Source organism: Kitasatospora sp. NPDC096128 (assembly GCF_040303105.1).
Taxonomy (GTDB): Bacteria; Actinomycetota; Actinomycetes; order Streptomycetales; family Streptomycetaceae; genus Kitasatospora.
Window position 1 is genome coordinate 187,477 of the sequence record NZ_JBEOSP010000003.1, and the last position, 23,747, is coordinate 211,223.

At 69.2% G+C, this 23,747-nt stretch carries 32 protein-coding genes; 4 read left to right on the forward strand and 28 right to left on the reverse strand.

The window, feature by feature from the left end; all coding sequences use genetic code 11:
• Window position 1: 1 nt before the first annotated feature.
• The 22 genes from rpmD to ABTY61_RS05365 form a co-directional block, all read right to left on the reverse strand.
• Window positions 2–184 carry a 50S ribosomal protein L30 gene (gene rpmD / locus ABTY61_RS05260; protein ID WP_030055835.1) on the reverse strand — a complete coding sequence of 61 codons (183 nt, stop codon included), beginning with the start codon at window positions 182–184 and terminating at the stop codon, window positions 2–4.
• Window positions 184–804, reverse strand: coding sequence for a 30S ribosomal protein S5 (gene rpsE / locus ABTY61_RS05265; RefSeq protein WP_350503564.1), 621 nt, complete (start codon window positions 802–804; stop codon window positions 184–186). Before rpsE ends, rpmD begins: the two co-directional genes overlap by 1 nt.
• 48 nt (window positions 805–852) lie before the next feature.
• On the reverse strand, window positions 853–1,236 hold the full coding sequence (rplR, locus tag ABTY61_RS05270) for a 50S ribosomal protein L18 (RefSeq protein WP_218198393.1): 384 nt from the start codon (window positions 1,234–1,236) through the stop codon (window positions 853–855).
• Between the two features lie 3 nt (window positions 1,237–1,239).
• Window positions 1,240–1,779 (reverse strand): 50S ribosomal protein L6, encoded by a 540-nt coding sequence (rplF, locus tag ABTY61_RS05275; RefSeq protein WP_350503565.1) that lies wholly within the window; start codon window positions 1,777–1,779, stop codon window positions 1,240–1,242.
• Between the two features lie 22 nt (window positions 1,780–1,801).
• A complete protein-coding gene (gene rpsH, locus ABTY61_RS05280; protein WP_350503566.1) occupies window positions 1,802–2,209 on the reverse strand; it encodes a 30S ribosomal protein S8 in 408 nt (135 codons plus the stop codon).
• A 281-nt stretch (window positions 2,210–2,490) separates the two neighbouring features.
• The gene (locus ABTY61_RS05285; protein WP_030393303.1) at window positions 2,491–2,676 is read right to left on the reverse strand and encodes a type Z 30S ribosomal protein S14; all 186 of its coding nucleotides are present in this window, start codon (window positions 2,674–2,676) and stop codon (window positions 2,491–2,493) included.
• A 3-nt stretch (window positions 2,677–2,679) separates the two neighbouring features.
• Complete coding sequence (rplE, locus tag ABTY61_RS05290) at window positions 2,680–3,249, reverse strand: 50S ribosomal protein L5 (RefSeq protein WP_030300393.1); 570 nt, start codon at window positions 3,247–3,249, stop codon at window positions 2,680–2,682.
• Window positions 3,249–3,560, reverse strand: coding sequence for a 50S ribosomal protein L24 (gene rplX / locus ABTY61_RS05295; RefSeq protein ID WP_030232484.1), 312 nt, complete (start codon window positions 3,558–3,560; stop codon window positions 3,249–3,251). Before rplX ends, rplE begins: the two co-directional genes overlap by 1 nt.
• A 15-nt stretch (window positions 3,561–3,575) precedes the next feature.
• Entirely contained in the window at window positions 3,576–3,947 is a 372-nt protein-coding gene (gene rplN, locus ABTY61_RS05300; protein WP_030393301.1) for a 50S ribosomal protein L14, read from the reverse strand.
• 102 nt (window positions 3,948–4,049) lie between these two features.
• Window positions 4,050–4,322 (reverse strand): 30S ribosomal protein S17, encoded by a 273-nt coding sequence (gene rpsQ / locus ABTY61_RS05305; protein ID WP_030055826.1) that lies wholly within the window; start codon window positions 4,320–4,322, stop codon window positions 4,050–4,052.
• Entirely contained in the window at window positions 4,322–4,546 is a 225-nt protein-coding gene (gene rpmC / locus ABTY61_RS05310; protein WP_063348970.1) for a 50S ribosomal protein L29, read from the reverse strand. The genes rpsQ and rpmC overlap by 1 nt, the downstream gene beginning before the upstream one ends.
• Window positions 4,546–4,965: a 50S ribosomal protein L16 gene (gene rplP / locus ABTY61_RS05315; RefSeq protein WP_030055824.1), complete on the reverse strand. Its 420-nt coding sequence runs from the start codon at window positions 4,963–4,965 to the stop codon at window positions 4,546–4,548. Before rplP ends, rpmC begins: the two co-directional genes overlap by 1 nt.
• Before the next feature lie 5 nt (window positions 4,966–4,970).
• The gene (rpsC, locus tag ABTY61_RS05320) at window positions 4,971–5,795 is read right to left on the reverse strand and encodes a 30S ribosomal protein S3 (RefSeq protein WP_030280775.1); all 825 of its coding nucleotides are present in this window, start codon (window positions 5,793–5,795) and stop codon (window positions 4,971–4,973) included.
• Entirely contained in the window at window positions 5,795–6,142 is a 348-nt protein-coding gene (gene rplV / locus ABTY61_RS05325; protein ID WP_030055822.1) for a 50S ribosomal protein L22, read from the reverse strand. The genes rpsC and rplV overlap by 1 nt, the downstream gene beginning before the upstream one ends.
• A gap of 50 nt (window positions 6,143–6,192) precedes the next feature.
• Window positions 6,193–6,474, reverse strand: a complete 282-nt coding sequence (gene rpsS, locus ABTY61_RS05330) for a 30S ribosomal protein S19 (protein ID WP_030055821.1) — start codon at window positions 6,472–6,474, stop codon at window positions 6,193–6,195.
• Between the two features lie 11 nt (window positions 6,475–6,485).
• Window positions 6,486–7,322 carry a 50S ribosomal protein L2 gene (gene rplB / locus ABTY61_RS05335; protein ID WP_350503567.1) on the reverse strand — a complete coding sequence of 279 codons (837 nt, stop codon included), beginning with the start codon at window positions 7,320–7,322 and terminating at the stop codon, window positions 6,486–6,488.
• A 43-nt stretch (window positions 7,323–7,365) separates the two neighbouring features.
• Window positions 7,366–7,686 (reverse strand): 50S ribosomal protein L23, encoded by a 321-nt coding sequence (rplW, locus tag ABTY61_RS05340; protein WP_063348967.1) that lies wholly within the window; start codon window positions 7,684–7,686, stop codon window positions 7,366–7,368.
• Window positions 7,686–8,363 (reverse strand): 50S ribosomal protein L4, encoded by a 678-nt coding sequence (gene rplD, locus ABTY61_RS05345; protein ID WP_350503568.1) that lies wholly within the window; start codon window positions 8,361–8,363, stop codon window positions 7,686–7,688. Before rplD ends, rplW begins: the two co-directional genes overlap by 1 nt.
• A gap of 4 nt (window positions 8,364–8,367) precedes the next feature.
• Window positions 8,368–9,015: a 50S ribosomal protein L3 gene (gene rplC, locus ABTY61_RS05350; RefSeq protein ID WP_350503569.1), complete on the reverse strand. Its 648-nt coding sequence runs from the start codon at window positions 9,013–9,015 to the stop codon at window positions 8,368–8,370.
• A gap of 14 nt (window positions 9,016–9,029) precedes the next feature.
• Entirely contained in the window at window positions 9,030–9,338 is a 309-nt protein-coding gene (gene rpsJ, locus ABTY61_RS05355) for a 30S ribosomal protein S10 (RefSeq protein ID WP_012785157.1), read from the reverse strand.
• Between the two features lie 393 nt (window positions 9,339–9,731).
• Entirely contained in the window at window positions 9,732–11,636 is a 1,905-nt protein-coding gene (locus ABTY61_RS05360; RefSeq protein ID WP_350503570.1) for a glycosyltransferase family protein, read from the reverse strand.
• Window positions 11,637–11,889: 253 nt separating this feature from the next.
• Window positions 11,890–12,783, reverse strand: a complete 894-nt coding sequence (locus tag ABTY61_RS05365; RefSeq protein ID WP_350503571.1) for a glycosyltransferase family 2 protein — start codon at window positions 12,781–12,783, stop codon at window positions 11,890–11,892.
• 342 nt (window positions 12,784–13,125) lie between these two features.
• On the opposite strand from ABTY61_RS05365, the gene ABTY61_RS05370 reads away from it, so the two are divergent.
• The gene (locus tag ABTY61_RS05370) at window positions 13,126–14,961 is read left to right on the forward strand and encodes a hypothetical protein (RefSeq protein WP_350503572.1); all 1,836 of its coding nucleotides are present in this window, start codon (window positions 13,126–13,128) and stop codon (window positions 14,959–14,961) included.
• A gap of 78 nt (window positions 14,962–15,039) precedes the next feature.
• Here the strand turns inward: ABTY61_RS05370 and ABTY61_RS05375 are convergent, their stop codons facing one another.
• Window positions 15,040–16,911: a hypothetical protein gene (locus tag ABTY61_RS05375; RefSeq protein ID WP_350503573.1), complete on the reverse strand. Its 1,872-nt coding sequence runs from the start codon at window positions 16,909–16,911 to the stop codon at window positions 15,040–15,042.
• Window positions 16,912–17,376: 465 nt separating this feature from the next.
• Here ABTY61_RS05375 and ABTY61_RS05380 point away from each other — a divergent pair, with 465 nt between their 5' ends.
• From ABTY61_RS05380 to ABTY61_RS05390, 3 genes are read left to right on the forward strand one after another with little or no spacing between them, the layout of a single operon-like run.
• A complete protein-coding gene (locus ABTY61_RS05380) occupies window positions 17,377–17,913 on the forward strand; it encodes a phosphatase PAP2 family protein (RefSeq protein WP_350503574.1) in 537 nt (178 codons plus the stop codon).
• The gene (locus ABTY61_RS05385; protein ID WP_350503575.1) at window positions 17,906–18,898 is read left to right on the forward strand and encodes a decaprenyl-phosphate phosphoribosyltransferase; all 993 of its coding nucleotides are present in this window, start codon (window positions 17,906–17,908) and stop codon (window positions 18,896–18,898) included. The genes ABTY61_RS05380 and ABTY61_RS05385 overlap by 8 nt, the downstream gene beginning before the upstream one ends.
• Before the next feature lies 1 nt (window position 18,899).
• A complete protein-coding gene (locus tag ABTY61_RS05390) occupies window positions 18,900–19,334 on the forward strand; it encodes a GtrA family protein (RefSeq protein WP_350503576.1) in 435 nt (144 codons plus the stop codon).
• 83 nt (window positions 19,335–19,417) lie between these two features.
• Here ABTY61_RS05390 and ABTY61_RS05395 read toward each other — a convergent pair whose 3' ends face one another.
• From ABTY61_RS05395 to ABTY61_RS05415, 5 genes are all read right to left on the reverse strand, one after another.
• Window positions 19,418–19,795: a DUF2304 domain-containing protein gene (locus tag ABTY61_RS05395; RefSeq protein ID WP_350503577.1), complete on the reverse strand. Its 378-nt coding sequence runs from the start codon at window positions 19,793–19,795 to the stop codon at window positions 19,418–19,420.
• Entirely contained in the window at window positions 19,792–20,481 is a 690-nt protein-coding gene (locus ABTY61_RS05400; protein WP_350503578.1) for a glycosyltransferase family 2 protein, read from the reverse strand. Before ABTY61_RS05400 ends, ABTY61_RS05395 begins: the two co-directional genes overlap by 4 nt.
• A gap of 100 nt (window positions 20,482–20,581) precedes the next feature.
• A complete protein-coding gene (locus tag ABTY61_RS05405) occupies window positions 20,582–21,901 on the reverse strand; it encodes a hypothetical protein (protein WP_350503579.1) in 1,320 nt (439 codons plus the stop codon).
• 325 nt (window positions 21,902–22,226) lie between these two features.
• Window positions 22,227–22,694 carry a GtrA family protein gene (locus ABTY61_RS05410; RefSeq protein ID WP_350503580.1) on the reverse strand — a complete coding sequence of 156 codons (468 nt, stop codon included), beginning with the start codon at window positions 22,692–22,694 and terminating at the stop codon, window positions 22,227–22,229.
• A complete protein-coding gene (locus ABTY61_RS05415) occupies window positions 22,691–23,653 on the reverse strand; it encodes a glycosyltransferase family 2 protein (RefSeq protein ID WP_350503581.1) in 963 nt (320 codons plus the stop codon). The genes ABTY61_RS05410 and ABTY61_RS05415 overlap by 4 nt, the downstream gene beginning before the upstream one ends.
• Window positions 23,654–23,747 lie beyond the last annotated feature (94 nt).

Below are 23,747 nucleotides of genomic sequence, written 5' to 3' on the forward strand. Positions count from 1 at the left end.
ATCAGTCCACCTCCTCAACCGTCACCAGGTGACGGACCGTGTGGGCCATCCCGCGGATCTCGGGACGGTCCTCCTTCACCACGACGTCGTGCATGCGCTTGAGACCAAGCGAACGCAGGGTGTCACGGTGATTCTGCTTGCTGCCGATGTACGACTTGGTCTGCGTGATCTTCAGGCGAGCCATCAGGCGCTCACCCCAGCAGCACGAGCGCGCAGCAGGGCGGCCGGGGCCACGTCCTCCAGCGGCAGGCCACGACGGGCGGCGATCTCCTCGGGGCGCACGAGGCCCTTCAGAGCAGCCACGGTGGCGTGCACGATGTTGATCGCGTTGTCCGAGCCCAGCGACTTCGACAGGATGTCGTGGATACCGGCGCACTCCAGGACGGCGCGCACCGGACCACCGGCGATAACACCGGTACCGGGGGCGGCGGGCTTCAGCAGCACGACGCCGGCGGCCTTCTCACCCTGGATCGGGTGCGGGATGGTGCCCTGGATACGGGGGACCTTGAAGAAGTTCTTCTTGGCCTCCTCGACACCCTTCGCGATGGCGGCCGGAACCTCCTTCGCCTTGCCGTAACCGACACCCACGGTGCCCTCGCCATCGCCAACCACGACGAGCGCGGTGAAGCTGAAGCGACGGCCACCCTTGACAACCTTGGCAACACGGTTGATCGCGACGACGCGCTCGACGTAAGCGGTCTTCTCGACGGCCTGGGCGTTGCCCTGACCATCACGCTTACGGTCGCGCCGCTCGCCACCCGTGCCGCGACCGGCGCCGCCTTCGCGGCGCTGGGGTCCAGCCATTGGAATTACCTCTCTCGTTTACGTCCGTCGACAGAGTCGACGAGCGGCTTAGAAGTCGAGCCCGGCCTCGCGAGCCGCGTCCGCCAGGGCGGCGATGCGGCCGGCGTACCGGTTGCCCGCGCGGTCGAAGACGACCGACTCGATGCCGGCGGCCTTGGCGCGCTCGGCGACCAGGCTCCCGACCTTCTTGGCCAGCTCGGTCTTGTCGCCCTCGGCGCCCTTGATGGACACGTCGAGGGTGGACGCCGACGCCAGGGTGTGACCCTTGGCGTCGTCGATGACCTGGGCGACCATGTGACGGTTCGAGCGCGTCACAACGAGGCGCGGACGCACCTCGGTGCCGACGACGCGCTTGCGAACGCGGATCGCGCGGCGCTTGCGAGCGGCGGCCTTGTAGGCGTTGCCCTTGCCGATCTTGACAGAGACACTCATCGCTTACTTACCACTCTTTCCGACCTTGCGGCGGATGACCTCGCCCGCGTACTTGACACCCTTGGCCTTGTACGGGTCGGGCTTGCGCAGCTTGCGGATGTTGGCGGCGATCTCGCCGACCTTCTGCTTGTCGATGCCGTCCACGTGGAACTTGGTGGGCGACTCGACGACGAAGGAGATGCCCTCCGGCGCGGTGATCAGGATCGGGTGGCTGTAGCCCAGCGCGAACTCCATGTCGGAGCCCTTCGCCGTGACTCGGTAGCCGACACCGCTGATCTCCAGCGACTTGCGGTAGCCCGCGGTCACGCCGGTGATCATGTTCGCCACCAGCGTGCGGGTCAGGCCGTGCAGGGCCTTCGAGCGACGCTCGTCGTTCGGGCGGGTGACGAGCACGGTGCCGTCCTCGCCCTTGCCGATCTCGATCGGCTCGGCGACGACGTGGGTGAGGGAGCCCTTGGGGCCCTTCACCGAGACCGCCTGGCCATCGATGGTGACGTCCACGCCAGCGGGGACCTGGATGGGCAGCCGTCCAATGCGCGACATTGCTGTACCTCCGTTTCCCGAATTACCAGACGTAGGCGAGAACTTCTCCGCCTACGCCCTTCTTGGCGGCCTGCTTGTCGGTCAGGAGGCCGGAGGACGTGGAGATGATCGCCACGCCCAGGCCGCCGAGAACCTTCGGCAGGTTGGTGGACTTTGCGTAAACGCGCAGACCCGGCTTGCTGATGCGCTTGATGCCGGCGATGGAGCGCTCACGGTTGGGACCGAACTTGAGCTCGATGGTCAGCTTCTTGCCGACCTCGCCCTCAGCCGGCTCCTCAACCTTGTAGGAGGAGATGTACCCCTCCTGCTGCAGGATCTGGGCGACGTGCGCCTTGATCTTGCTGGCCGGCATCGCCACGGTGTCGTGGTACGCCGAGTTCGCGTTACGCAGACGCGTGAGCATGTCTGCGATGGGGTCGGTCATGGTCATGATGGCCTCAGGCCTCTCTCGCCGTGGTTTCTCCGCGCCAGGTCCCCCCACCGCACTCGGAACGAGTGCGTCGGGGGCACAAGCGCAGGGGACCTGCGACGTAGTAAGACTGGGTGCGAGCCCTGGAAGGGCCACGGTCATCCATGGGGAAGCCGTGGCAGGGGGCCCGACCCCACTACCTTACGGGAATCCGTACGGCAGCCCAAAAACAGGCGGTGTGGGATCGGGCACCTCTGCTTCGCTGGTGTGCCCGGAGCTCTGGGCCCTCTACTGGGAGAGGACTACCAGGAGCTCTTGGTCACGCCCGGCAGCTCGCCGCGGTGCGCCATCTCACGGAGGCAGACACGGCACAGGCCGAACTTGCGGTACACCGAGTGCGGACGGCCGCAGCGCTGGCAGCGGGTGTAGGCCCGGACGCCGAACTTCGGCTTCCGCTCGGCCTTCGCGATGAGGGACTTCTTCGCCATGTGTTACGCCTCCTTGAACGGGAAGCCCAGAGCGCGCAGGAGCGCCCGGCCCTCGTCGTCGGTCTGGGCGGTGGTCACGACGGTGATGTCCATACCGCGCTGACGGTCGACCTTGTCCTGGTCGATCTCGTGGAACATGACCTGCTCGGTCAGACCGAAGGTGTAGTTGCCACGGCCGTCGAACTGCTTCGGGGAGAGACCGCGGAAGTCACGGATTCGCGGCAGGGCCAGCGAAACCAGACGGTCCAGGAACTCCCACATGCGGTCACCACGAAGGGTGACGTGGGTGCCGATCGGCTGGCCCTCGCGCAGCTTGAACTGCGCGATGGACTTGCGAGCCTTGGTCACGGCCGGCTTCTGACCGGTGATCGCGGTCAGGTCGCGGATCGCGCCCTCGATCAGCTTGCTGTCACGGGCGGCCTCGCCGACACCCATGTTGACGACGACCTTGACCAGGCCGGGCGTCAGCATGACGTTCTCGTACGAGAACTGCTCCTGCAGCTGACCCTTGATCTCGGAGTTGTAACGCTCCTTGAGGCGGGGGGTCACCTTCTCAACAGACGTCTCAGACATCAGATGTCCTCACCGGTTCGCTTGGCAACGCGGATCTTGTTGCCCTCGTCATCGAAGCGGTACCCAACGCGGGTGACGACCTTCTTGCCGTCCTTCTCCACGACCAGCTGGACGTTGGAGACGTGCACCGGGGCCTCGACGGTGACAATGCCACCCTGAGTGCCCGGGCCCGGCTTGGTGTGCTTCTTGACCCGGTTGACACCCTCGACCAGGACCTTGTTCTCAGCCGGCATGGCCTGGATGACCTTGCCCTGCTTGCCCTTGTCCTTGCCGGTGATGACCTGGACCAGGTCACCCTTCTTGATCTTCATGCTGTTCGCCATGAGTTAGAGCACCTCCGGCGCAAGCGAGATGATCTTCATGAACTTCTTGTCACGCAGCTCGCGGCCCACCGGGCCGAAGATGCGGGTGCCACGGGGGTCACCATCGGTGTTCTTCAGAACGACCGCGGCGTTCTCGTCGAACCGGATGTACGAGCCATCCGGACGGCGACGCGACTTCACGGTACGGACGACGACGCACTTGACGACGTCACCCTTCTTCACCGAACCGCCGGGGATCGCGTCCTTGACGGTCGCGACGATGACGTCCCCGATACCGGCGTAGCGGCGACCGGAGCCACCGAGAACGCGGATGCAAAGGATTTCCTTCGCGCCCGTGTTGTCGGCGACACGCAGTCGCGACTCCTGCTGGATCACAGCTTTCTCCTGATCGTCAACGAGAGCTGACGGGCCGGCCGCTGCTCACACCAGCGCCCGCGAGGGACCTGGTGCACATACGGCCGTACCGCATCAACTTCGTTACTTGGCCTTCTCGAGGATCTCGACGACGCGCCAGCGCTTCGTCGCGGACAGCGGGCGGGTCTCCGCGAGGAGCACCCGGTCGCCGATGCCGCAGGCGTTCGCCTCGTCGTGCGCCTTCAGCTTGTTCGTACGGCGGATGACCTTGCCGTACAGAGCGTGCTTGACGCGGTCCTCGACGGCGACGACGACGGTCTTGTCCATCTTGTCGCTGACGACGAGACCCTCACGGGTCTTGCGGAAACCGCGCGTCTCGTTGGTGTTCTCAGTCATCAGGCGTTCTCCACCGTCTCGATGCCCAGCTCGCGCTCGCGCATCAGGGTGTAGATCCGCGCGATGTCCTTGCGGACGAGCTTGAGCCGTCCGTGGTTGTCGAGCTGCCCGGTCGCCGCCTGGAAGCGGAGGTTGAACAGCTCCTCCTTGGCCTCACGGAGCTTGGCAACGAGACCCTCGTTGTCCAGCTCGCGGAGGTCAGCAGCCTTGGTGCCGGCCGACATCAGCTCTCACCTGCCTCGCGCCGGATGATCCGGCACTTCATCGGGAGCTTGTGAGCTGCGCGGGTCAGCGCCTCACGAGCCACCTTCTCGTTGGGGTACGACAGCTCGAACATGACCCGACCCGGGTGCACGTTCGCGATCCACCACTCGGGCGAACCCTTACCGGAACCCATGCGGGTCTCGGCCGGCTTCTTGGTGAGCGGACGGTCCGGGTAGATGTTGATCCAGACCTTGCCGCCACGCTTGATGTGACGGGTGACGGCGATACGAGCGGACTCGATCTGCCGGTTCGTCACGTAGGCCGGGGTGACGGCCTGGATGCCGTACTCGCCGAACGCGAGCTCGGTGCCACCCTTCGCAGCGCCGCGGCGCTTCGGGTGGTGCTGCTTGCGGTGCTTGACCCTACGGGGGATCAGCATTGGGGTCAGGCCTCCGTTCCGGTGTTCTCGGCAGCCGGAGCCTCGACGGCCGCGGCCGCGGGGGCCTCGGCAGCGGCGGGGCGACGGCCACGGCCACCGCGCTCGCCACCACGGCGCTCGCCACCGCGGGCGGGACGACCACCCTCGGGACGGGCCGGGCGGTTGCCCGAGCGGGCAGCGGCGTTCTCAGCGCGGACCTCGGCGATGTTCTTGACGTCGCCCTTGTAGATCCAGACCTTCACACCGATGCGGCCGAAGGTCGTCTTGGCCTCGAAGAAGCCGTAGTCGACGTTCGCGCGCAGGGTGTGCAGCGGCACACGGCCCTCGCGGTAGAACTCCGAACGGCTCATCTCGGCGCCGCCGAGACGACCGGAGCACTGGACCTTGATGCCCTTGGCGCCGGACTTCATGGTGCCCTGCATCGACTTGCGCATGGCACGACGGAAGGAGACGCGGGAGGACAGCTGCTCCGCGACGCCCTGAGCCACGAGCTGGGCGTCCAGCTCGGGGTTCTTGACCTCGAGGATGTTCAGCTGGACCTGCTTGCCGGTCAGCTTCTCGAGGTCGCCGCGGATGCGGTCGGCCTCGGTGCCACGACGCCCGATGACGATGCCGGGACGGGCGGTGTGGATGTCGACGCGGACGCGGTCGCGGGTGCGCTCGATCTCGACCTTGGAGATGCCGGCGCGCTCCATGCCCTTCGTCATCATGCGACGAATGGCAACGTCTTCCTTGACGTAGTCCTTGTACAGCTTGTCGGCGTACCAGCGGGACTTGAAGTCCGTGCTGATGCCGAGGCGGAACCCGTGCGGGTTAACCTTCTGGCCCATTACCGGGTCCCTTCCTTGCTGCTGACGACCACGGTGATGTGGCTGGTCCGCTTGCGGATCCGGTAGGCACGACCCTGCGCACGCGGACGGAACCGCTTCAGGGTCGGGCCCTCGTCAACGTACGCCTCGCTGATGACGAGGTCGTCCACGTTGGAGTGGTTGTAGTTGTGCGCGGCGTTGGCGATGGCGCTGTCGAGCACCTTGCCGACCGGCACGGTGGCGGCCTGCGGAGCGAAACGCAGGACGGCCTGGGCCTCCGTGGCCGGCAGGCCACGGATGAGGTCCACCACGCGGCGGGCCTTCATGGGCGTGACGCGGATGTACCGCGCCTGGGCCCTGGCTTCCATGGTTGTCCCCTTGCTGGTGTAAGTCATTGAGTCGGTAATCTCGCTGGCGACTAGCGACGCTTCGACTTGCGGTCGTCCTTGACGTGACCGCGGAAGGTACGCGTCGGCGCGAACTCGCCGAGCTTGTGGCCGACCATCGACTCGGTGACGAACACCGGGACGTGCTTACGGCCATCGTGCACCGCGATCGTGTGGCCGAGCATGGCCGGGAAGATCACGGAGCGACGGGACCAGGTCTTGATGACGTTCTGGGTACCCGCCTCGTTCTGCGCGTCCACCTTCTTGAGAAGGTGGCCGTCGATGAAGGGGCCCTTCTTGAGACTGCGCGGCATCTGACCTGCTCCTAGCGCTTCTTGTTGGTCTTGCGGCGGCGCACGATGAGAGCGTCCGACGCCTTCTTCGGGCGACGGGTGCGACCCTCCTTCTGGCCCCACGGCGAGACCGGGTGGCGGCCACCAGAGGTCTTACCCTCACCACCACCGTGCGGGTGGTCGATCGGGTTCATGGCGACACCACGCACGGTCGGGCGGACGCCCTTCCAGCGCATACGGCCGGCCTTGCCCCAGTTGATGTTCGACTGCTCGGCGTTGCCGACCTCGCCGACGGTCGCGCGGCAGCGCGCGTCCACCAGGCGGATCTCACCGGAGGGCATGCGCAGGTGCGCCATCTTGCCCTCACGCGCCAGCAGCTGGATGCCGGAGCCGGCGGAGCGGGCCAGCTTGGCACCGCCGCCGGGACGCAGCTCCACCGCGTGGATGGTGGTACCGACCGGGATGTTGCGCAGCGGCAGGTTGTTGCCCGGCTTGATGTCGGCGCCAGGGCCGTTCTCAATCCGGTCACCCTGCGTGATGCCACGCGGCGCGATGATGTAGCGCTTCTCGCCGTCCAGGTAGTGCAGGAGCGCGATGCGCGCGGTGCGGTTCGGGTCGTACTCGATGTGCGCGACCTTCGCCGGCACGCCGTCCTTGTCGTGACGACGGAAGTCGATCACGCGGTAGGCGCGCTTGTGACCGCCACCCTGGTGGCGAACGGTGATCCGACCGGCGTTGTTACGGCCGCCCTTGCTGTGCAGGGGGCGAACCAGCGACTTCTCCGGGGTGGACCGCGTGATCTCTACGAAGTCGGCCACGCTGGAGCCACGACGGCCCGGCGTAGTCGGCTTGTACTTGCGGATGCCCATTTGGCTCTCTCGTCCTCGTCCTTATCGACGATCACGATCCCCGTTAGGAGACCGGACCACCGAAGATGTCGATGCGGTTGCCCTCAGCCAGCGTCACGATGGCGCGCTTGGTGTCCTTGCGCTTGCCAAAGCCCGTCTTGGAGCGCTTGCGCTTGCCCTGACGGTTGAGCGTGTTGACGGACTCGACCTTGACCGAGAAGACCGCCTCGACGGCCTGCTTGATCTGGGTCTTGTTGGCACCGGGCGACACGACGAACGTGTACTTGTTCTCGTCGAGGAGCGAGTAGCTCTTCTCCGAGATGACCGGCTTCACCAGGACGTCACGGGGGTCCGTGAACGTCTTGCTCGTGATCTCTGCAGCCATCAGGCGGCGCTCCCTTCGAGCTCGCCCTCAGCAGCCACGGCCTTGGCGGACGCGGCCGGACCGGCCACGAAACGCTCGAAGGCGGCCTGGGTGAAGACCACATCGTCGGAGACGAGCACGTCGTAGGTGTTCAGCTGACCGGCGTCCAGGATGTGCACGTTCGGCAGGTTGCGGGCGCTCTTGAGACCCAGCTCGTCGGCACGCTCGACGACGAGGAGGATGTTCTTGCGCTCGGTGATCTTGCCGAACAGACCCTTGGCGGCCTTGGTCGACGGCGCCTCGGTCGCGGTCACGTCGGTGACGACGTGGATGCGGTTGTGGCGGGCCCGGTCGGTGAGCGCACCGCGCAGGGCGGCGGCGATCATCTTCTTCGGGGTCCGCTGCGAGTAGTCGCGCGGCACGGGACCGTGCACAACGCCACCGCCGGCGAACTGCGGCGCACGGGTCGAGCCCTGACGGGCGCGGCCGGTGCCCTTCTGGCGGTACGGCTTCTTGCCGCCACCGCGGACCTCGGCGCGGGTCTTGGTCTTGTGGGTGCCCTGACGGGCCGCAGCAAGCTGCGCCACGACGACCTGGTGCATCAGCGGAACGCTGACCTTCGCGTCGAAGATCTCGGCCGGCAGCTCGAGGCTGCCGGTCTTGTCGCCCGAGGGCGACAGGATGTCAATGGTGCTCATATCCTCACAGCCCCTTCGCCGCGGTGCGGACGAGGATGAGGCCGCCGTTCGGGCCCGGGATTGCGCCCTTGATCAGGAGCAGCCCCTTCTCCGCGTCAACGGCATGGATGGTCAGGTTCTGGGTGGTCACACGCTCGTGGCCCATCCGGCCGGCCATCCTCACGCCCTTGAACACGCGACCCGGGGTGGCGCAGCCACCGATCGAGCCGGGCGAACGGTGCTTGCGCTGCACACCGTGACCGGCGCCGAGGCCCCGGAAGTTGTGGCGCTTCATGACACCGGCGAAGCCCTTGCCCTTGGAGGTGCCGGTCACGTCGACCTTGACACCCGCCTCGAACAGCTCGGCGGTGATCTCCTGGCCCAGGGTGTACTCGGACGCGTCCGAGGTACGGAGCTCGACCAGGTGGCGACGGGGGGTGACACCGGCCTTGGCGAAGTGGCCCGCGAGGGGCTTGTTCACCTTGCGGGGGTCGATCTCGCCGAAGCCGATCTGGACGGCGTCGTAGCCGGCCGGGCTGTCGGCGGTGTGGACCTGGGTCACGACATTGGGCCCAGCCTTGACGACGGTCACCGGGACGACCCGGTTGTTCTCGTCCCAGACCTGGGTCATGCCGAGCTTCTCGCCCAGGATGCCCTTAATCTGCTTAGCCATCTTCGGTGCGCCTCTCAGAGCTTGATCTCGATGTCGACGCCAGCCGGCAGGTCGAGACGCATGAGCGAGTCAACCGTCTTCGGCGTGGGGTCGAGGATGTCGATCAGACGCTTGTGAGTGCGCATCTCGAAGTGCTCGCGCGAGTCCTTGTACTTGTGCGGCGAGCGGATGACGCAGTACACGTTCTTCTCAGTGGGCAGCGGCACCGGGCCTGCGACCTGCGCACCAGTACGGATCACCGTCTCGACGATCTTCTTCGCCGAGGAGTCGATGACCTCGTGGTCGTAGGCCTTGAGCCGGATGCGGATCTTCTGTCCCGCCATGGCTACTCAGTAGTCCTTTGTCCTTAGTCACTGCACGACTTCTCCGCCGACCCCCGCGCTCGGGCGTGTCGCACTCGCGCTTGCAAAAAACCGGCGAAGTACTTCGTCGGTTTCGAACTTTCGGGGTGAGGAGAGCCGGGTCGAGGCCCCGCACACGCTTCCCGGAAGATTCCCGTACTTTCGCCCCGCAGCTGCCGTGGCGTAGAAGTCACGCTTGACGGCCATCACGGGAACGACGAGTACATGGGACTCGCTTCCGGTCCTCCCGGCGGGAGGCGCGCAGCATCGGCACTCAACCGAGCAACTTGGACATACTGCCACATGGAGCAGCCCGGATGCCAATCGGGGCCGGTGAGGCGTACCTCACCGGCCCCGATGGGGTGGAACGGCTGCTCAGCCCTTGCGCCAGAGCACCCAGCCGCGCTCAGCGCTGTACTTCGCGACGTGCCAGCCCGGGAGCGGCTTCTCCCAGCTGGACTCCGGCTTCGGCTCGACTTCCTTGCCCTTGGCGTCCTTGGCGACGTCCTCCTTGGGCTTGGGGTAGGTCAGCAGCATGGCGGTGGCCTGCTCCGGCGGGGTGTTGCCGTGCTTGACGTTGCTGGTCCAGACCCGGCCCTGGTAGACCTCGAAGGCCAGCGACATCCGGGTGCCCCAGGGGAGGTCCCAGTCCAGGATCACGCTGTCGTCCTTGCCGATGCCGGCCTCCTTGGCCAGGCCGACGGACTCGTACTTGCGGGTCTTGGAGTGCGGCTCGGCGACGTTGTCGGTGACGGCGACCGTGGCGAAGGCGGCGAAGATCGTCAGGCAGCCCACGACGGCCGCGACCACCCGGCGCCCGCCGGCCACCCGCAGCAGCAGGCAGGCGGCCAGCACGGCGAGCGCGCCGATCGTCGTGCGGCCCATGTGCAGGCCGTCCCAGGTCGAGGCGAGGAACTGGGCGTCCGGCACGGCCCACGGGATGATCCAGACGTTGAGCTTGGAGCCCGCGTACTCGGTGACCGACAGCCCGGCGACCACGAGGACCACCGCGCCGACCCCGGCCAGCCGCAGCACCGAACGCGTCCCCGCCCGGAACAGCACGGCCAGGCCGACCACCACGAACACCGGCACCAGCACGGCGCAGTAGCGGGCGTACACCCAGTTGTCGACGCGGTTGTCGTCCGCGAGGCCGGCGGCGGAGGCCAGCGCGGTGCCGCACAGCATGGCGACCATGCAGAAGGCCACCACCCGCTCGGCCACCGGGAACCGGCGCTGGAACACGGCCACCACGCACAGCACGAAGGCGATCGCCCCGAGGCCGTAGGTGGAGATCATGAAGTACCAGAGCTCGCCGAAGGTCCGGACGATGATCGTGCCGAGGAACTTGCGGGTCTCCAGGTTGTCGAAGACCTTGTTGCCGACCCCGGCCCCCGGCACGTCCTTGAACTGGCCGGTGACGTAGGAGGCCAGCAGCTTGACGCCGAGGAAGGCCACCCCGAGCGCGCCGATCCCGACCGCCGAGGAGAGCCGCGGGGCCCAGCCGAAGGCCAGCACCACGAGCAGGACCAGCGCGGTCAGCGCCACGACCACGCCGCCGCGGTCGTGGGTGGCCATCGAGTAGCCGGCCGCCAGGCTCATCGCCACCGCGTGCAGCGAGCGCCGGCGCAGCGATCCGGGCGAGAGCCAGCCGTGCATCCCGATCAGCCAGACCAGCAGGAGCACCGGGAGGACGGCGTCCGTCATGACGAACTGGGAGTAGAAGATCACCGGCGGGAACAGCGCGACCGCGGTCCCCGCCAGGAAGGCGTGCGGCCGGCCCAGGCCCAGGCGGCGCGCCGCCACGAAGGCCAGCGGGAAGACCAGCGCGTTGAGCACCGCGTTGATGCCCATGATCAGGTGGTACGCGGTCGCGGGGTTGTCGGCGATCCGCAACGCCGGTGAGATCAGCAGCGGGTAGCCGCCGGGGATGATCACACCGGTGGGCATCTCGCTGGCGGGCCGGCCGGCCAGCACCCGCGCGATCGCGAGGTAGCCGTCCTCGTCCGCGTGCACCGAGGGGTAGTAGTTGTGGATCGACAGCGACAACCGGAAGGCCAGCTGCGCGAGGTAGCCGAGCAGGACGGCCGTCGGCCAGAACCAGCGGTGGGCGGCCAGAGCCCTCAGTCGGAGAAGCGCGGCCGGAGGGGCCTGCTTCTCGGCGGCCCCGGTCTCGTTCCCGTCACCGCCCTCCTTCAACATCTGCCCGTCGGTCGCATGGGCAGAATCGATCAGCGGCTGCACCGGGACACTTCCCTCGTTGTTGGAACCAGCACTTGTCATGTCTTTCTCACAGGTGCCCGCGAGTCGCCCACACGCACCCCCAGTCGTCGGATCGCACGGGAAGTCTGCCATGCGGCCCGATGTGCAGCCACCGTGATCATTCGGTGAATCGTGCACGTCCGAACGCCCTGGGCAACCGCCTCTCCACGTCCGCCCGCCCATCGCTCCGCGACCACCCGCACGTCGCCCGCCGTCCTGGACAACGCGGGGGCGACGGGCGGGCGTTCAGCCCCGGCCCGCCGCCCGCGGCGGATCAGCTGCTGCGGACGGCGCGACCGACCATGGCACCGGCGTGGGCGAAGTCACCCGCGCCGAGGCGCCCGGCGGCCACCATCAGCGCGTGCAGCCGGGACGACAGGTGCAGGTCGGCCGAGCGGGCCGCGGCGTTCCAGCCCTTGGCGCGCAGCTCCTTGGCGATCAGCGCGTAGTACTTCAGCTCCTCGTCGAAGCGCTTGCCGTCCTTGACCCGGTTCGAGGAGTCGCTGGCCTGGTGACGGCGGTAGCGGAACACCTCGCGCTCGTCGACCAGCAGGTTCCCGCCCTCCATGAGCATGTCGACCATGAACGCCAGGTCGTGCACGGCGTCGATGTCCGGACGGTACGGGATCTTCGACAGCGCGGACTGCCGGTAGAGGAGCGACGGGGTGTACAGCCAGTTCCCGGACAGCAGGCTCTTCACCGCGTCCTCACCGCTGATCAGACCGGCCTTGCGGGCCGGGGCGGCGATCCGGCGCTTGACCTTGTCGCCGATGCCGAGCGACGGCACCAGGTTCCCGTCGCTGTCCATCACCTTCACGCCCGGCTGGACCGCGATCGCGTGCGGGTCGGCCTTCATCCGCTCCAGGACGACGTCCAGGTAGTCGGGCTCCAGCAGGTCGTCGGCGCCCATCATCGAGACGAACTCGCGCTCGGCCAGGGTCGACGCCTTGTAGGTGTTGCCGTTGGGGCCCAGCCGCTCCTCGTTGCGGACGTAGCGGATCCGGTCGTCGTTCAGGCCCTCGATGTACTCCAGCGCCCGGTTGCCCGGGTACTGGTCGTCCACCACGGTCAGCCGCCAGTCCTGCTGGTGCTGGGCCCGGATGCTGTCGATGGTGGCGAACAGGTACTCCGGGTCGCCGTAGTACGGGATGACGAAATCGACGCTCATGACGGCGCCGCACCTCCTGGTCCTGGATCACACTTCGGTGCCGCCCGGCCGCGGCCGTCGGGCGGGTCCAGTCAACCAGCTTCCGGCCGGTGATCACCCCGCGGTGCCGTTCCCGAGCACCGCACCACCCCCTGGCGGAGCGGTCCGGTGGACCCCCCGGTTCACCACCCCCGTCGGAATCGTGGATTTCCCCGCTTCATCCGGAATCGTCGATCGACGCGGCAGGTGTCCACTTTGTCAGCGGATTCCCGGCATTCCGTACACATTCGGAGGCGATTTACCGCTCCTGTTAAAGTCCCCTTCGGGGCACCGCGCCCCCACCGGGTTTCGAAGGGCTCCCGAATGACCATCAGCGCACTCGACGAGCTCGAAGAGACGAGCCGGCCGCGCACCACTCCAGCTGATTCCACCACCTCCCCGCGGCCGTCCGCCGGCCGCCCGGAATCGCGGTGGTGGCTGATCGCCGAGGGCGCGACGGGTGTGATAACGGCCCTGTTCGCGACGTGGCTCGCGCGCTACGTGAACGTGAACCCCATGCTGCGGATGGGCCAGGTGAGCGGGCTCGCCTCGCTCCAGCTCTTTCTGCTGCTGATGCTCGGGGCGACGCTCGCCGTGGTCATTCCGACAATGCGCCGCTGGAATCTGCTCCCGGTGCAACTCGGCGCGGCCGCAATCTCCGGACTGGCCACCGGAATAACCGCGGCGGGCATCTCGGTCGCGCTGAAGGGCACCAGCTGGCCGCTGAACGGCCAGGACGGCGACTCGGTGACCCTGCAGAACTGGGCCTACCAACTGCTCCACGGCGGCTCGGTGGACCAGACCTATCCCCCGCTCTTCCCCCACCTGCTGAGCCTGACCACGCGCTTCGTCACCGACGGCGACCCGGGCCACGCGCTCAAGCTGCTCGACCTGGTGTTCACCGCGCTGCTCGGCCCCACCGCCTACCTCGCGTGGCGGCTGCTGCTGCCCCCGCTGTGGGCGCTCGGGATCGGCGTCACCGCCGCGCTCCCGCTGATGGACCCGTACAAGCCGTACACCTCGATGGTCCTGGTCGGCCTGCTCCCCGTGCTGGCCAAGCTGATCCAGCTGATCCAGCGCGCCCAACTGCTGCGCCGGCGCGAGGCCGTACTGCTCGGCGCGGCCGTCGGCGGCACCCTCGGGGTGCTGTTCCTGCTCTACTCCGGCTGGTTCGTCTGGTCCGCCGCGGGGCTGGTCGTGCTCGGCCTGGTCCTCCTGGTCCGGCTGCAGCGGGTGCACGGCTTCCGCGCCCTGGGCGTCGCCGGGCTGCTGCTGGGTACCACCGCCGGAACGTTCCTGCTGGTCTCCGGCGCCTACCTGTACCGGCTGCTCACCGCGGCCGGTGCGGCCGTCGACCGGTACTGCTACTTCGACGTCTACACCGAGCCCACCTACTTCGCGATGTCGGGCAGCGACGTGCCCGGGGCGCTGGCGTACAGCAGCTGGCCGCTGCCGGGCGAGATCGGCGGTGTCGGCCTGTTCGTGCTGCTGCTGCTCGCCGGGGCCGGCGCGGCGCTCGCGCTCGGACCGCGCAACTCCGTCGTGCTGGCGGTGGCCGCGGCGGCGGCGAGCGCCTTCCTGATGCGCTACTGGTACGCGTCGCACATGTTCCAGAACCAGGCGATCATGCTCTACCCGCGCACCAACGCCCAGCTGCTGTACTGCTTCGTCGTGCTCACCGGCCTCGCACTCTTCCTCGGCGCGGAGCGCTACCGCGGCCGGCGGCTCAAGACCGAGCGCGCGCCCGGCCCGATGGCCGTCGGCCGCACGCCGCGCGGCGCCGTGGTGGGCGCGTTCTGCGCCCTCGGGCTGCTGTTCGGCATGGCCGCCTCCTCCACCGCCAGCGCCTACATGCCGCAGGACCCGAAGCTGCGGTCCGGCTACGGCAACTTCGCCTGGACGGCGCAGACCCTGCGCTCGCCGTCGGGCAGCTGCTCGCCGTACACGACGGCGGAGGCCTGCCGGGCGTCGGCACCGCCGGAGGAGGTCGCGGTCTTCCTGGAGCAGAAGGCCGCCGAGCAGGCGCGGCAGCTACAGCTCCAGCAGGGGCAGCCGCTGAAGTCGCCCTGCTCGGACTACAACCCGTACCCGAAGGCCGGCGGCCGCGACTCCTCCTCCGGTCGGCTCACCGCCGCGATGGCCGCCCTGGTCCGCGGCTGACCGCGGCCCGGCACCCCGGTACGACGAAGCCCTTCCCGCGGATGGACGCGGGAAGGGCTTCGTGGCGTACGGGTCGGATCAGTGGCCGTCGAGGGCGTAGATCCTGACCGGGTCGTTCCCGCTGACCAGCCGGAACCGGGTCGGGGCGGTCTCCACCCGGTCGACCAGCTGCTTGTCCCGCCAGCCGGACGGGTCGAGCGCGAGGTACTGCGCGCCCGCGCGGTGCAGGGAGGCCTCGAAGGTCGTGAGGTCGTTGTCGCCCTGGACCTGGACGAGCTTGCGCTCCATCTTCATGCCCATCAGCGGCAGCCGGATGTCCGGCCCGGTGTCCGAGAGCGCGATGACCGAGCCCTTGGGCAGCTTGCGCGCGCTGGGGAAGGTGAACCACGGCCAGACCGTGTCCTGCTGGGTGCGGGTGTTGCGCATCAGGTCGACGGCCTCGTCCACCGTGTAGTGGTGCCAGTCCGAGGCCTGCACGAAGGTGGGCTCGCTGGTCCGCCACATCGAGTTGCCGGTGGTCCCCACCAGGGCGAACCCGACGGCCACCGCGACCGCCCAGCGGGCGTACCCGGCCGCTCCGGCCGGCCGCTCGCTCGTCCCGGTGACCCAGGTCAGGAACACCGCGAGGAAGACGCCGCCGAGGATCGGCAGGTAGACGGTGTAGCGCGCCCACCACGGGCCGGGGCTGGCGGCGGCCATCACCAGCATCGGCAGCAGCAGGCCCAGCAGCGGCGCCCACTGGCGGCGCACCACGAAGACGACCAGGCCCAGCAGCACGCCGGGCAGCAGCACCCAGAGCCAGCCGGTGCCCAGGCCGCCCAGCCGCTGGTCGTAGGAGAAGGGGTTGGCGACCGGGGTGGTCCAGGACTCCCAGAGCTGCGCCGGAACGCCGCCGGCGGACTTGATCACGCCCGGGGTGTTGTTGACCATGATCAGGTCCTGGACGGTCCCCTTGCCGGTGAACCCGAACATCGTGAACGGGTAGAAGGGGTTGTCGTACTTGATCCAGGTCCGGATGTACCAGTACGAGGACAGCAGCACCGAGGGCAGCACCATGGCCGTGCCGAGGACCACCAGCCGGCCCACCCCGTACCGCAGGGTCACGGCGGAGCCGGAGTCGGCGGCGGCCGCGCGGCGGTCCGCGAGGAAGGTCACCACGACCTGGCCGATGCCCACCGCGACGACGCAGGCCATGGTCAGCAGGTTGGAGGCCTTGACGCTGGTGCCGAGCGCCAGCGCGAGGCCGGCCAGCCACAGGTGGTTGAGCCGCCCCTCGACGGCGCCCCGGCCGCTCGGCAGGGCCAGCACGAACTGGAACGCGGCCGCCGCGGTGGTCGCCGCGCCCACGTCGACGTAGGAGGTCGAGGACTGGGCGATGACGGCGGGGATGGTCAGGAAGCCGAGGCCGGCCAGCAGCGCGTGGTCCCGGCGGGCGCCGAACCGCACCGCCAGTCCGACCGCGGCGGTGAAGCCGAGCAGGAAGAAGGGCAGGCCCGCGGCCCAGGACCAGCGCAGGGTGTGGGTGAAGACGCCGGCCCAGGCCCCGAGGACCTCCTGGCCCTGCGGGTAGACGTCCGACCAGAACGCGGCCGGGGTGTGGCCTATCCGGCCCTCCTGGATCCACTGCGCCGGGCCGACCAGGTGGTACCACATGCCGTCCCACTCGCTGGGCAGCACGAACGAGCCGAGCGCGATCCGCCAGCCGTACACCGTCAGCACCAGCAGCGCCAGGACGACCACGGCCGGGTTGCGCCAGATCGACCCGCAGCGGCGGACCGCGCGCAGGACGCCGGAGACCGTCTCGCGGTGGCGGATCAGCAGCGCGGGCCGGGTGCGCACCACGACCACCTCGGCCGCACCGACCAGGACGGCCGCGGCGAGCATCGGAACCGGCTTGAGGCCGTGCACCGGAACGCCGATCAGCAGGGCCAGCCCGATCAACTGGGCCACCGCCGCCATGATCCAGCCCGAGACGGCCTCAGCGGCGCGCCACGGACCTATCGCTCCGATCACATGCGCCGTTCCGACGGCCGTCGCCAAGAGAGCTGTCAACAGCCCCAGTACGCCCACGAGAGATCCTCAACCCATCCACAATGCGGCCTCATGCGGCGCTTGACAGTGACCTGGGCGACGGTACCAGAGGCATCCAAACGCCTAATCGATTACCCAACCGGAGGTAAATTGTCCGAATAGTCACCGCTCGTCCCGTGCGTAGGAGCGGCATAAGAGGGGTGTGGGGGGTGCTCGAAGGGCGTTCGAGCCGGTCTGTATCCTTGCCGTGCACGCGTGTCGCCGGGGGGCTCCCAGGGCTGCCAGGGGTCAGTGGTGCCGAGGTTTCTGCGGTACCGAGGTGACGCCCGAGTCCCCCGCACCAGGAGGCGCGCTTTCCCGCTTCTTCGTCAGAGGACAACCAGAATGGCCCAGATTCTCCGGGCGTTGCAACGGGTGGACAACCAAGTCCACCGATCGGTCCGTGAGCGGTTCGGCGACAAGCGTTCGGTTGACGTCAGCAAGGCCCTGTCCTGGACCGGCGAGCACGCCGCAGGCTGGCTCGCGCTCGGTGTCGCCGGTGCGATCGTCGACAGCGAGCGCCGCGGCAGCTGGCTGCGGGCCACCGCCGCCGTGGCCGGCGCGCACGCCGCCAGCATGGCCGTCAAGCGCGTCGTGCGCCGCCCCCGGCCGAACGGCCCGGGCATGGAGCCGCTCGTGAAGACCGCCGGGAAGCACAGCTTCCCGAGCTCGCACGCCACCTCCTCCGCCGCCGCGGTGGTCGCCTTCGCGCCGCTGCTGCCCGCGGCGACCATCGCCCCGGTCGCCGGCGCGGTGTGCTTCTCCCGCCTGGTCGTCGGTGTCCACTACATGTCCGACGTGGTCGGGGGCGCCGCGCTCGGCGCCGCCGTCGCCGCGGCCGGCCGGTCCTGGATCACCAAGGGACGCCAGGCCGATGTCTGAGGCGACCCTGGATTCCCCGATCGAGGCCGCTCCGGACATAACCGCCGCGCAGGAGTTCCGCGCCGCGGTCGAGGCCGACACCGCGCCCGCCGTCCGCCCGTTCCGGCTCAAGGCGCTCCCCGGCGGCCTGATCCGCAACGCCCGGCCCCGCCAGTGGGTCAAGAACGTGCTCGTCCTCGCCGCTCCCGGCGCGGCGGGCATGCTCACCCACAGCCACGTGCTGCGCCAGGTCGGCATCGTCTTCGTGCTCTTCTGCGCGGCGGCGTCGGCGATCTACTTCCTCAACGACGCCATGGACGTCGAGGCGGACCGCGCCCACCCGACCAAGCGCAACCGCCCGATCGCCGCCGGCATCGTGCCGCTGCCGGTCGCCTACCTGTGCGCCGCGCTCCTCGCCGGCGGCGCCATCACCGGCGCCCTGCTGCTCTGCAACACCCCGACCGCCATCGCGCTCGGCTGCTACCTGGTGATGCAGTTCCTGTACTGCACCGGGCTCAAGCACATCCTGGTGGTCGACCTCGCCTTCGTCACCTCCGGCTTCCTGATCCGCGCCATGATCGGCGGCCTCGCCGCCGGGATCCAGCTCTCCCAGTGGTTCCTGATCACCACCGGGTTCGCCGCGCTCTTCATGGTCGCGGCCAAGCGCTACTCCGAGCTGGTCAACATGGGCGACAAGGTCGGCAGCTCGCGCAAGGTCCTCGCCGAGTACAGCGACAGCTACCTGCGCTTCGTCTGGCAGGCCTCGGCCGCCGTCACCGTGCTCAGCTACTGCCTCTGGTCCTCCGACCACACCGGCAACGCCGACACCGCGCTGCGCCAGATCACCGTGCTCCCGTTCGTCTTCGCCATCCTGCGGTACGCGGTCTTCGCCGACCGCGGCGCCGCCGAGGCCCCGGAGAACGTGGTGCTGAAGGACCGTCCGCTGCTGCTGCTCGGCGCCATCTGGGCCGGGCTGTACGGCTTCTCCGTCCTGGGTACCGTCTGACATGGCGAGCCGTGAACAGCTCCGTTCCGCACTGCCGGAGCTGCTGAAGTTCGGGGTCATCGGCGGGCTCGGCTACGCCACCGACGTCGTCCTGTTCGTCCTGCTGCGCGACCCGCTCGGCCCGGTCCTCGGCAAGGTGGTCTCGCTGAGCGCCTCGACCGCGGTCGCGTTCGTCGGGAACAAGTACTGGACGTTCCGGGAGCGCCGGGCCGGCGCGCCGACCGGCGGGACCGGCCGGGAGACCGCGCTGTTCCTCGTGGTCAACCTGGTGGGCGCGCTGGTCCAGCTCGGCTGCCTCGGCTTCTCGCACTACCTGCTCCACCTGACCAGCCCCACCGCGGACCTGGTCTCCAGCAGCGTGATCGGCATGGCCCTGGCCACCGCCCTGCGGTTCTGGGGCACCAGGACCCTGGTGTTCCGCGAGGCCCGCGCCTGAACCGTCCGACCGTACGAGGAAGGGCCGCACCGATGGGTGCGGCCCTTCCTCGTATGCGCGCCCCGCCCTGCGGGGCCGCCCGGTCAGTTCTCGGAGCCGACCGGGGCGTCCAGGCGGTCGTTGTTGTGCCGGATGCCCTCGGTGATGGCCACGGTGCGGGCCAGGTCCGTGAGCTTCTTCTCCAGCGAGCGGAAGCGCAGGTAGGTGTTGAGGGTGAGGAAGCCCATCGCGATCACCATCAGGTAGAGCACCAGGTCGGTGCCGCGGCCGACGCCGAGGGCGGTGGCCAGCTTGGTCACGCCGGCCGGCCACAGGATGGCGACGACGTTGACGACCACGAACAGCGAGAAGGCGATCCGCTTCCACGCCCGGGTGTTCGCGGCGTCCCAGCGCCGGACGAACAGGAGGGCCATGGCCACCGCGGCCACGACCAGGATCAGCTGGATCCAGAGGTGATTCATCGGCGGTTACGCTCCCGCAGCGAGATGTCGAAGAGGATGTTCACGCCGTTGATCAGGGACTGGCCCTTGGCGCGCGAGTAGTCGGTGTAGAGGATGTCCACCGGCAGCTCGGCGACCCGCAGGTCCGAGCCGGCGAGGAAGGAGACGATCTCCGAAGCGTGCGCCATGCCGTTCATGGTGATCTTGATGCGGCTGGCCGCTTCGCGGTTCATCACGCGCAGACCGTTGTGCGCGTCGGTGAGCTTCAGCTTGCGGGCCGTCGGGCTGACCGCCGCGGCGGTGCGGAGCACCACCCGCTTGATCCACGGCACCTGGCCGGTCTGCTCGATGAAGCGGGAGCCGAGCACGATGTCGGCCTCGCCCTCGCGCAGCAGCGCCACCATCTTCTCGACGTCGGCGGTCTGGTGCTGGCCGTCCGCGTCGAAGGTCGCGAAGTACTCGGCGCCGTCCTGGGCCAGGGCGTACTTCAGGCCGGTCTGCAGCGCGGCGCCCTGCCCCAGGTTGACCGGGTGGCGCACCAGGTGCGCGCCGGTCGTCATGACGTGCTTGGCGGTGTCGTCGGTGCAGCCGTCGTCGATCACCACGATGTTCGGGAAGGTCTTGCGAGCCCCCTCCACGACCTCGGCGATCACCTGGCCTTCGTTGTAGGCCGGGATCACCAGCCAGACGTTGTCATACTCGGACACAGGTGCTCCATGCTTGGCGAACGGCACGGCGTCCCGTGCCTCGGGTCTGTCTGTCGGTGATGATCATGGGCGACGGCCGATCACGGTCCGGTCCCCCGCCTCAGGAGGTCCGCAGCGGCTCGGCCGCGGTCCGGTCGGCGGGTGCTGCGGGCCGGGAGGGGAAGGCGCGGTACAGCGACCACAGCATCAGTACGGCACTGACCAGCGAGCCCGCCAGGTACGCGAACTCCGCGCGGAGGCCGACGGCACCCGGAGCGAGCGCGACAGCCACCAATGCTACGGAACCGGCGGTCCAACCGACCAGCTGGCGCCGGTGCTGGGCGCTCGACATCAGCGCCTGACCGAACACCGTCGCGAGGACGTAGCAGAGCGTCCCGAAGACCAGCCAGGTGAAGTCCAGCGGGCCCAGGACGTCCTTGGCGTTGAAGAGCAGCGGGTTGAGCTTGGAGCCGAGCACGATCACCGGCAGGCCGCCGCCGATGCACATCGCGGCCACGATCGCGGTGGTGCGGGTCAGCACCTTGCGGAACTCGGCGTGGTCGCCGGCCGCGGCGGCGCCGGAGAGCGCGGAGACCATCGAGGCCTGGAGGGCGCTGTAGGCGAACAGCGGGGCACGGGCCATCACCACCGCCTGGCCGATCGCGAAGACCAGCGCGTCGGAGGCCTCGGAGTGCTTCGGCGAGAGCAGGCGGACGCAGACCACCGTCGCGTTGACGACCAGCTGGCTGAGCATCACCGAGGCGATCAGCAGGCCGAGGCCGCCGGTCAGCTGCTTCCAGGACACCTCCGGGCCGGGGGTGCGCTCGGCGAGGGTGTCGCGCAGGCCGATCAGCGAGGCGGCCAGCGGGGAGACGAAGAGGATCAGGCCGAAGACCAGCGCCGAGTGCAGGCCGACCGCCGCGGCCAGCGCGGCCAGGCCGATCCGCAGGCCGCCGTCGACCGCCAGCTGCGTGCCGTACGGGCCGAACAGCCCGAGGCCGGCCAGCGCACCGCGGGCGACCGAGCTGACCGCGAGGCCGGCCAGGCCGCCGGCCAGCGCGAGCACCAGGGCCCGGTCACCGCTGAACAGCAGGTCGGCGACCGGGCGGGCGGCGACCGCCAGCACCGCGCAGACCGCGACCAGGAGCCCCATGGCGAGCAGCAGCATCCGCCGCACCGCGGGCAGCGCGCCGTGTCCGGCGACCTTGCGGGCGGCCACCAGGCGGGTCAGTTCGAGCTCGACGGGCTGGAAGAGCCCCCACCCCACGGACATCACGATGGTCCAGAGCATCGTCACGTTGGCCTTGCCGACGGCGCTCAGGCTGTAGCCCACGAGCGCCATGTAGACGTACGCGGAAGCCCCGAGCACCACCGTGCCACCGACCACGAGCCGGGCCCCCGGGGGAAGTACCCCGAGCAGCTTGGCGATCGGGTTCTTCATCACATGACCACCGAATTCACCGGCCGGCCTTGCCACACGTCTCCGCACGAGGCCGGCCGGGCCGTGCGATTGCTGTGAATAGTAGCGGGTGGCCGTGAATGCCCGGTGCGCGTCGGTTTCCCGGCGGACTCCTCGTCGGGCCCGGGGGCAGTGCGGCCCCGGGGCTGCGTCCGGAGCACGTCCGGGTCGCCCGGTACGGCGACCGTCACCCCCTGCTCCGCCCCAGCATACCGAGCGCCCCATTACCCCATGTGGCCGAGGGGTGCAAAACGGGCGTCGGCGAACGGCCGGGCCGGGTGGCGGCCCGGCCGGTCCGGCCGGCGGTTCAGGAGCCGGAGGACGGTCCGGACGGTCCGGCGGGCCCGGCGGGCCCGGCGCGGAAGACCCAGACCTTCAGCAGGACGAACCGGGCCACCGTGGCCAGCCCGTTGGCGACCACCAGCCCGCCGACCTCGACCGGCCGGGAGGCGTCCGGCACCACCCGGTCGAGCAGGGCGAGCACCCCCGAGCTGAGGCCGAGCCCGATCAGGAAGGCCACCGCACCCTGCAGCTGGTGGCGGACCATCCCCTGCGAGCCGACCACCCCGAAGGTGAAGCGCCGGTTGGCCGCCGTGTTGGCCACCGCGCTGACGGCCAGGGCGATCAGGTTGGCTGCCTGCGGGTCGGTGAACCACCGCGCGACGACGAACAGCCCGAGGTAGAAGACGGTGCTGAGGACGCCGATGACCAGGAAGGACGGCAGCTGGCGGCGGGCCCCGGGGGCGGGCCCGGCGGGCTCCTCGGTGGGCGTCACAGCCCCCGGCCCCGCTGCTCGTCGTCCTCGGCCGAGTCGTAGCCGACGAAGTAGGTCGGCCGCGCCTGCACCGCCGAGTAGATCCGGCCCACGTACTCCCCCAGCAGCCCGACGCAGATCAGCTGCACGCCGCCGAGGAAGAGCATCCCGATGAACAGCGAGGACCAGCCGGGCACCGTCGACCCGAGCGCGTACGAGACGGTGGCGTGGATCCCCAGTGCGATGCAGACCACGAAGCTGACCAGGCCGAGGTAGGTGGCCAGCCGCAGCGGGGCGGCGGAGAAGTTGGTGATGCTGTCCAGCGCGAGCCGCACCATCTTGGACAGCGGGTAGTGGGTGCCGCCGGCCACCCGCTCCTCGCGGACGTACACCACCTCGCCGCTGGGGAAGCCGAGCCACGGCACCAGCAGCCGGTAGACCGGCTGGTGCTCGGGCAGCTGCTTGAGGGCGTCCACGGCGGCGCGGCTGAGCAGCCGGAAGTCACCGGCCTGGTTGGGCATCCGCTTGCCGACCAGCCGGCGCATCAGCCAGTAGTACGCGCCCGCCGAGCGCCGCTTGAAGGCCGTGTCGGTGGCGCGGTCCCCGCGCACCCCGTAGACCACGTCGAAGCCCTGCTCACGGGCCAGGTCGAGCATCTCCGGGATCTTCTCCGGCGGGTCCTGGAGGTCGGCGTCGATGCTGACCACGTAGTCGCCGAGCGCCCGGTGGATGCCGGCGGTGAGCGCGGCCTGGTGCCCGGAGTTGCGGGAGAAGCGGACGATGCGGAACTCGGGCCAGTCCTGCCGGATCTTCTGCATCAGCACGGGTGTGGCGTCCCGGCTGCCGTCGTCCACCCCGACGACCTCGTAGTCGACCCCCAGCCCGTCCAGGATCGGACGCAGCCGCTCGACGGTCAGCGGGAGCGCCTCCTGCTCGTTGTAGATCGGCATCACGACCGACAACAGCGGTGCCGTAGACATGCGTTGGATCCCACTTTCCGCGACGGCGGGGCTGGATGGTCAGCCGACCATAACAGTCGGCCATGAGCGGCCCGTGAGAGGAAGTGCGCCCAGG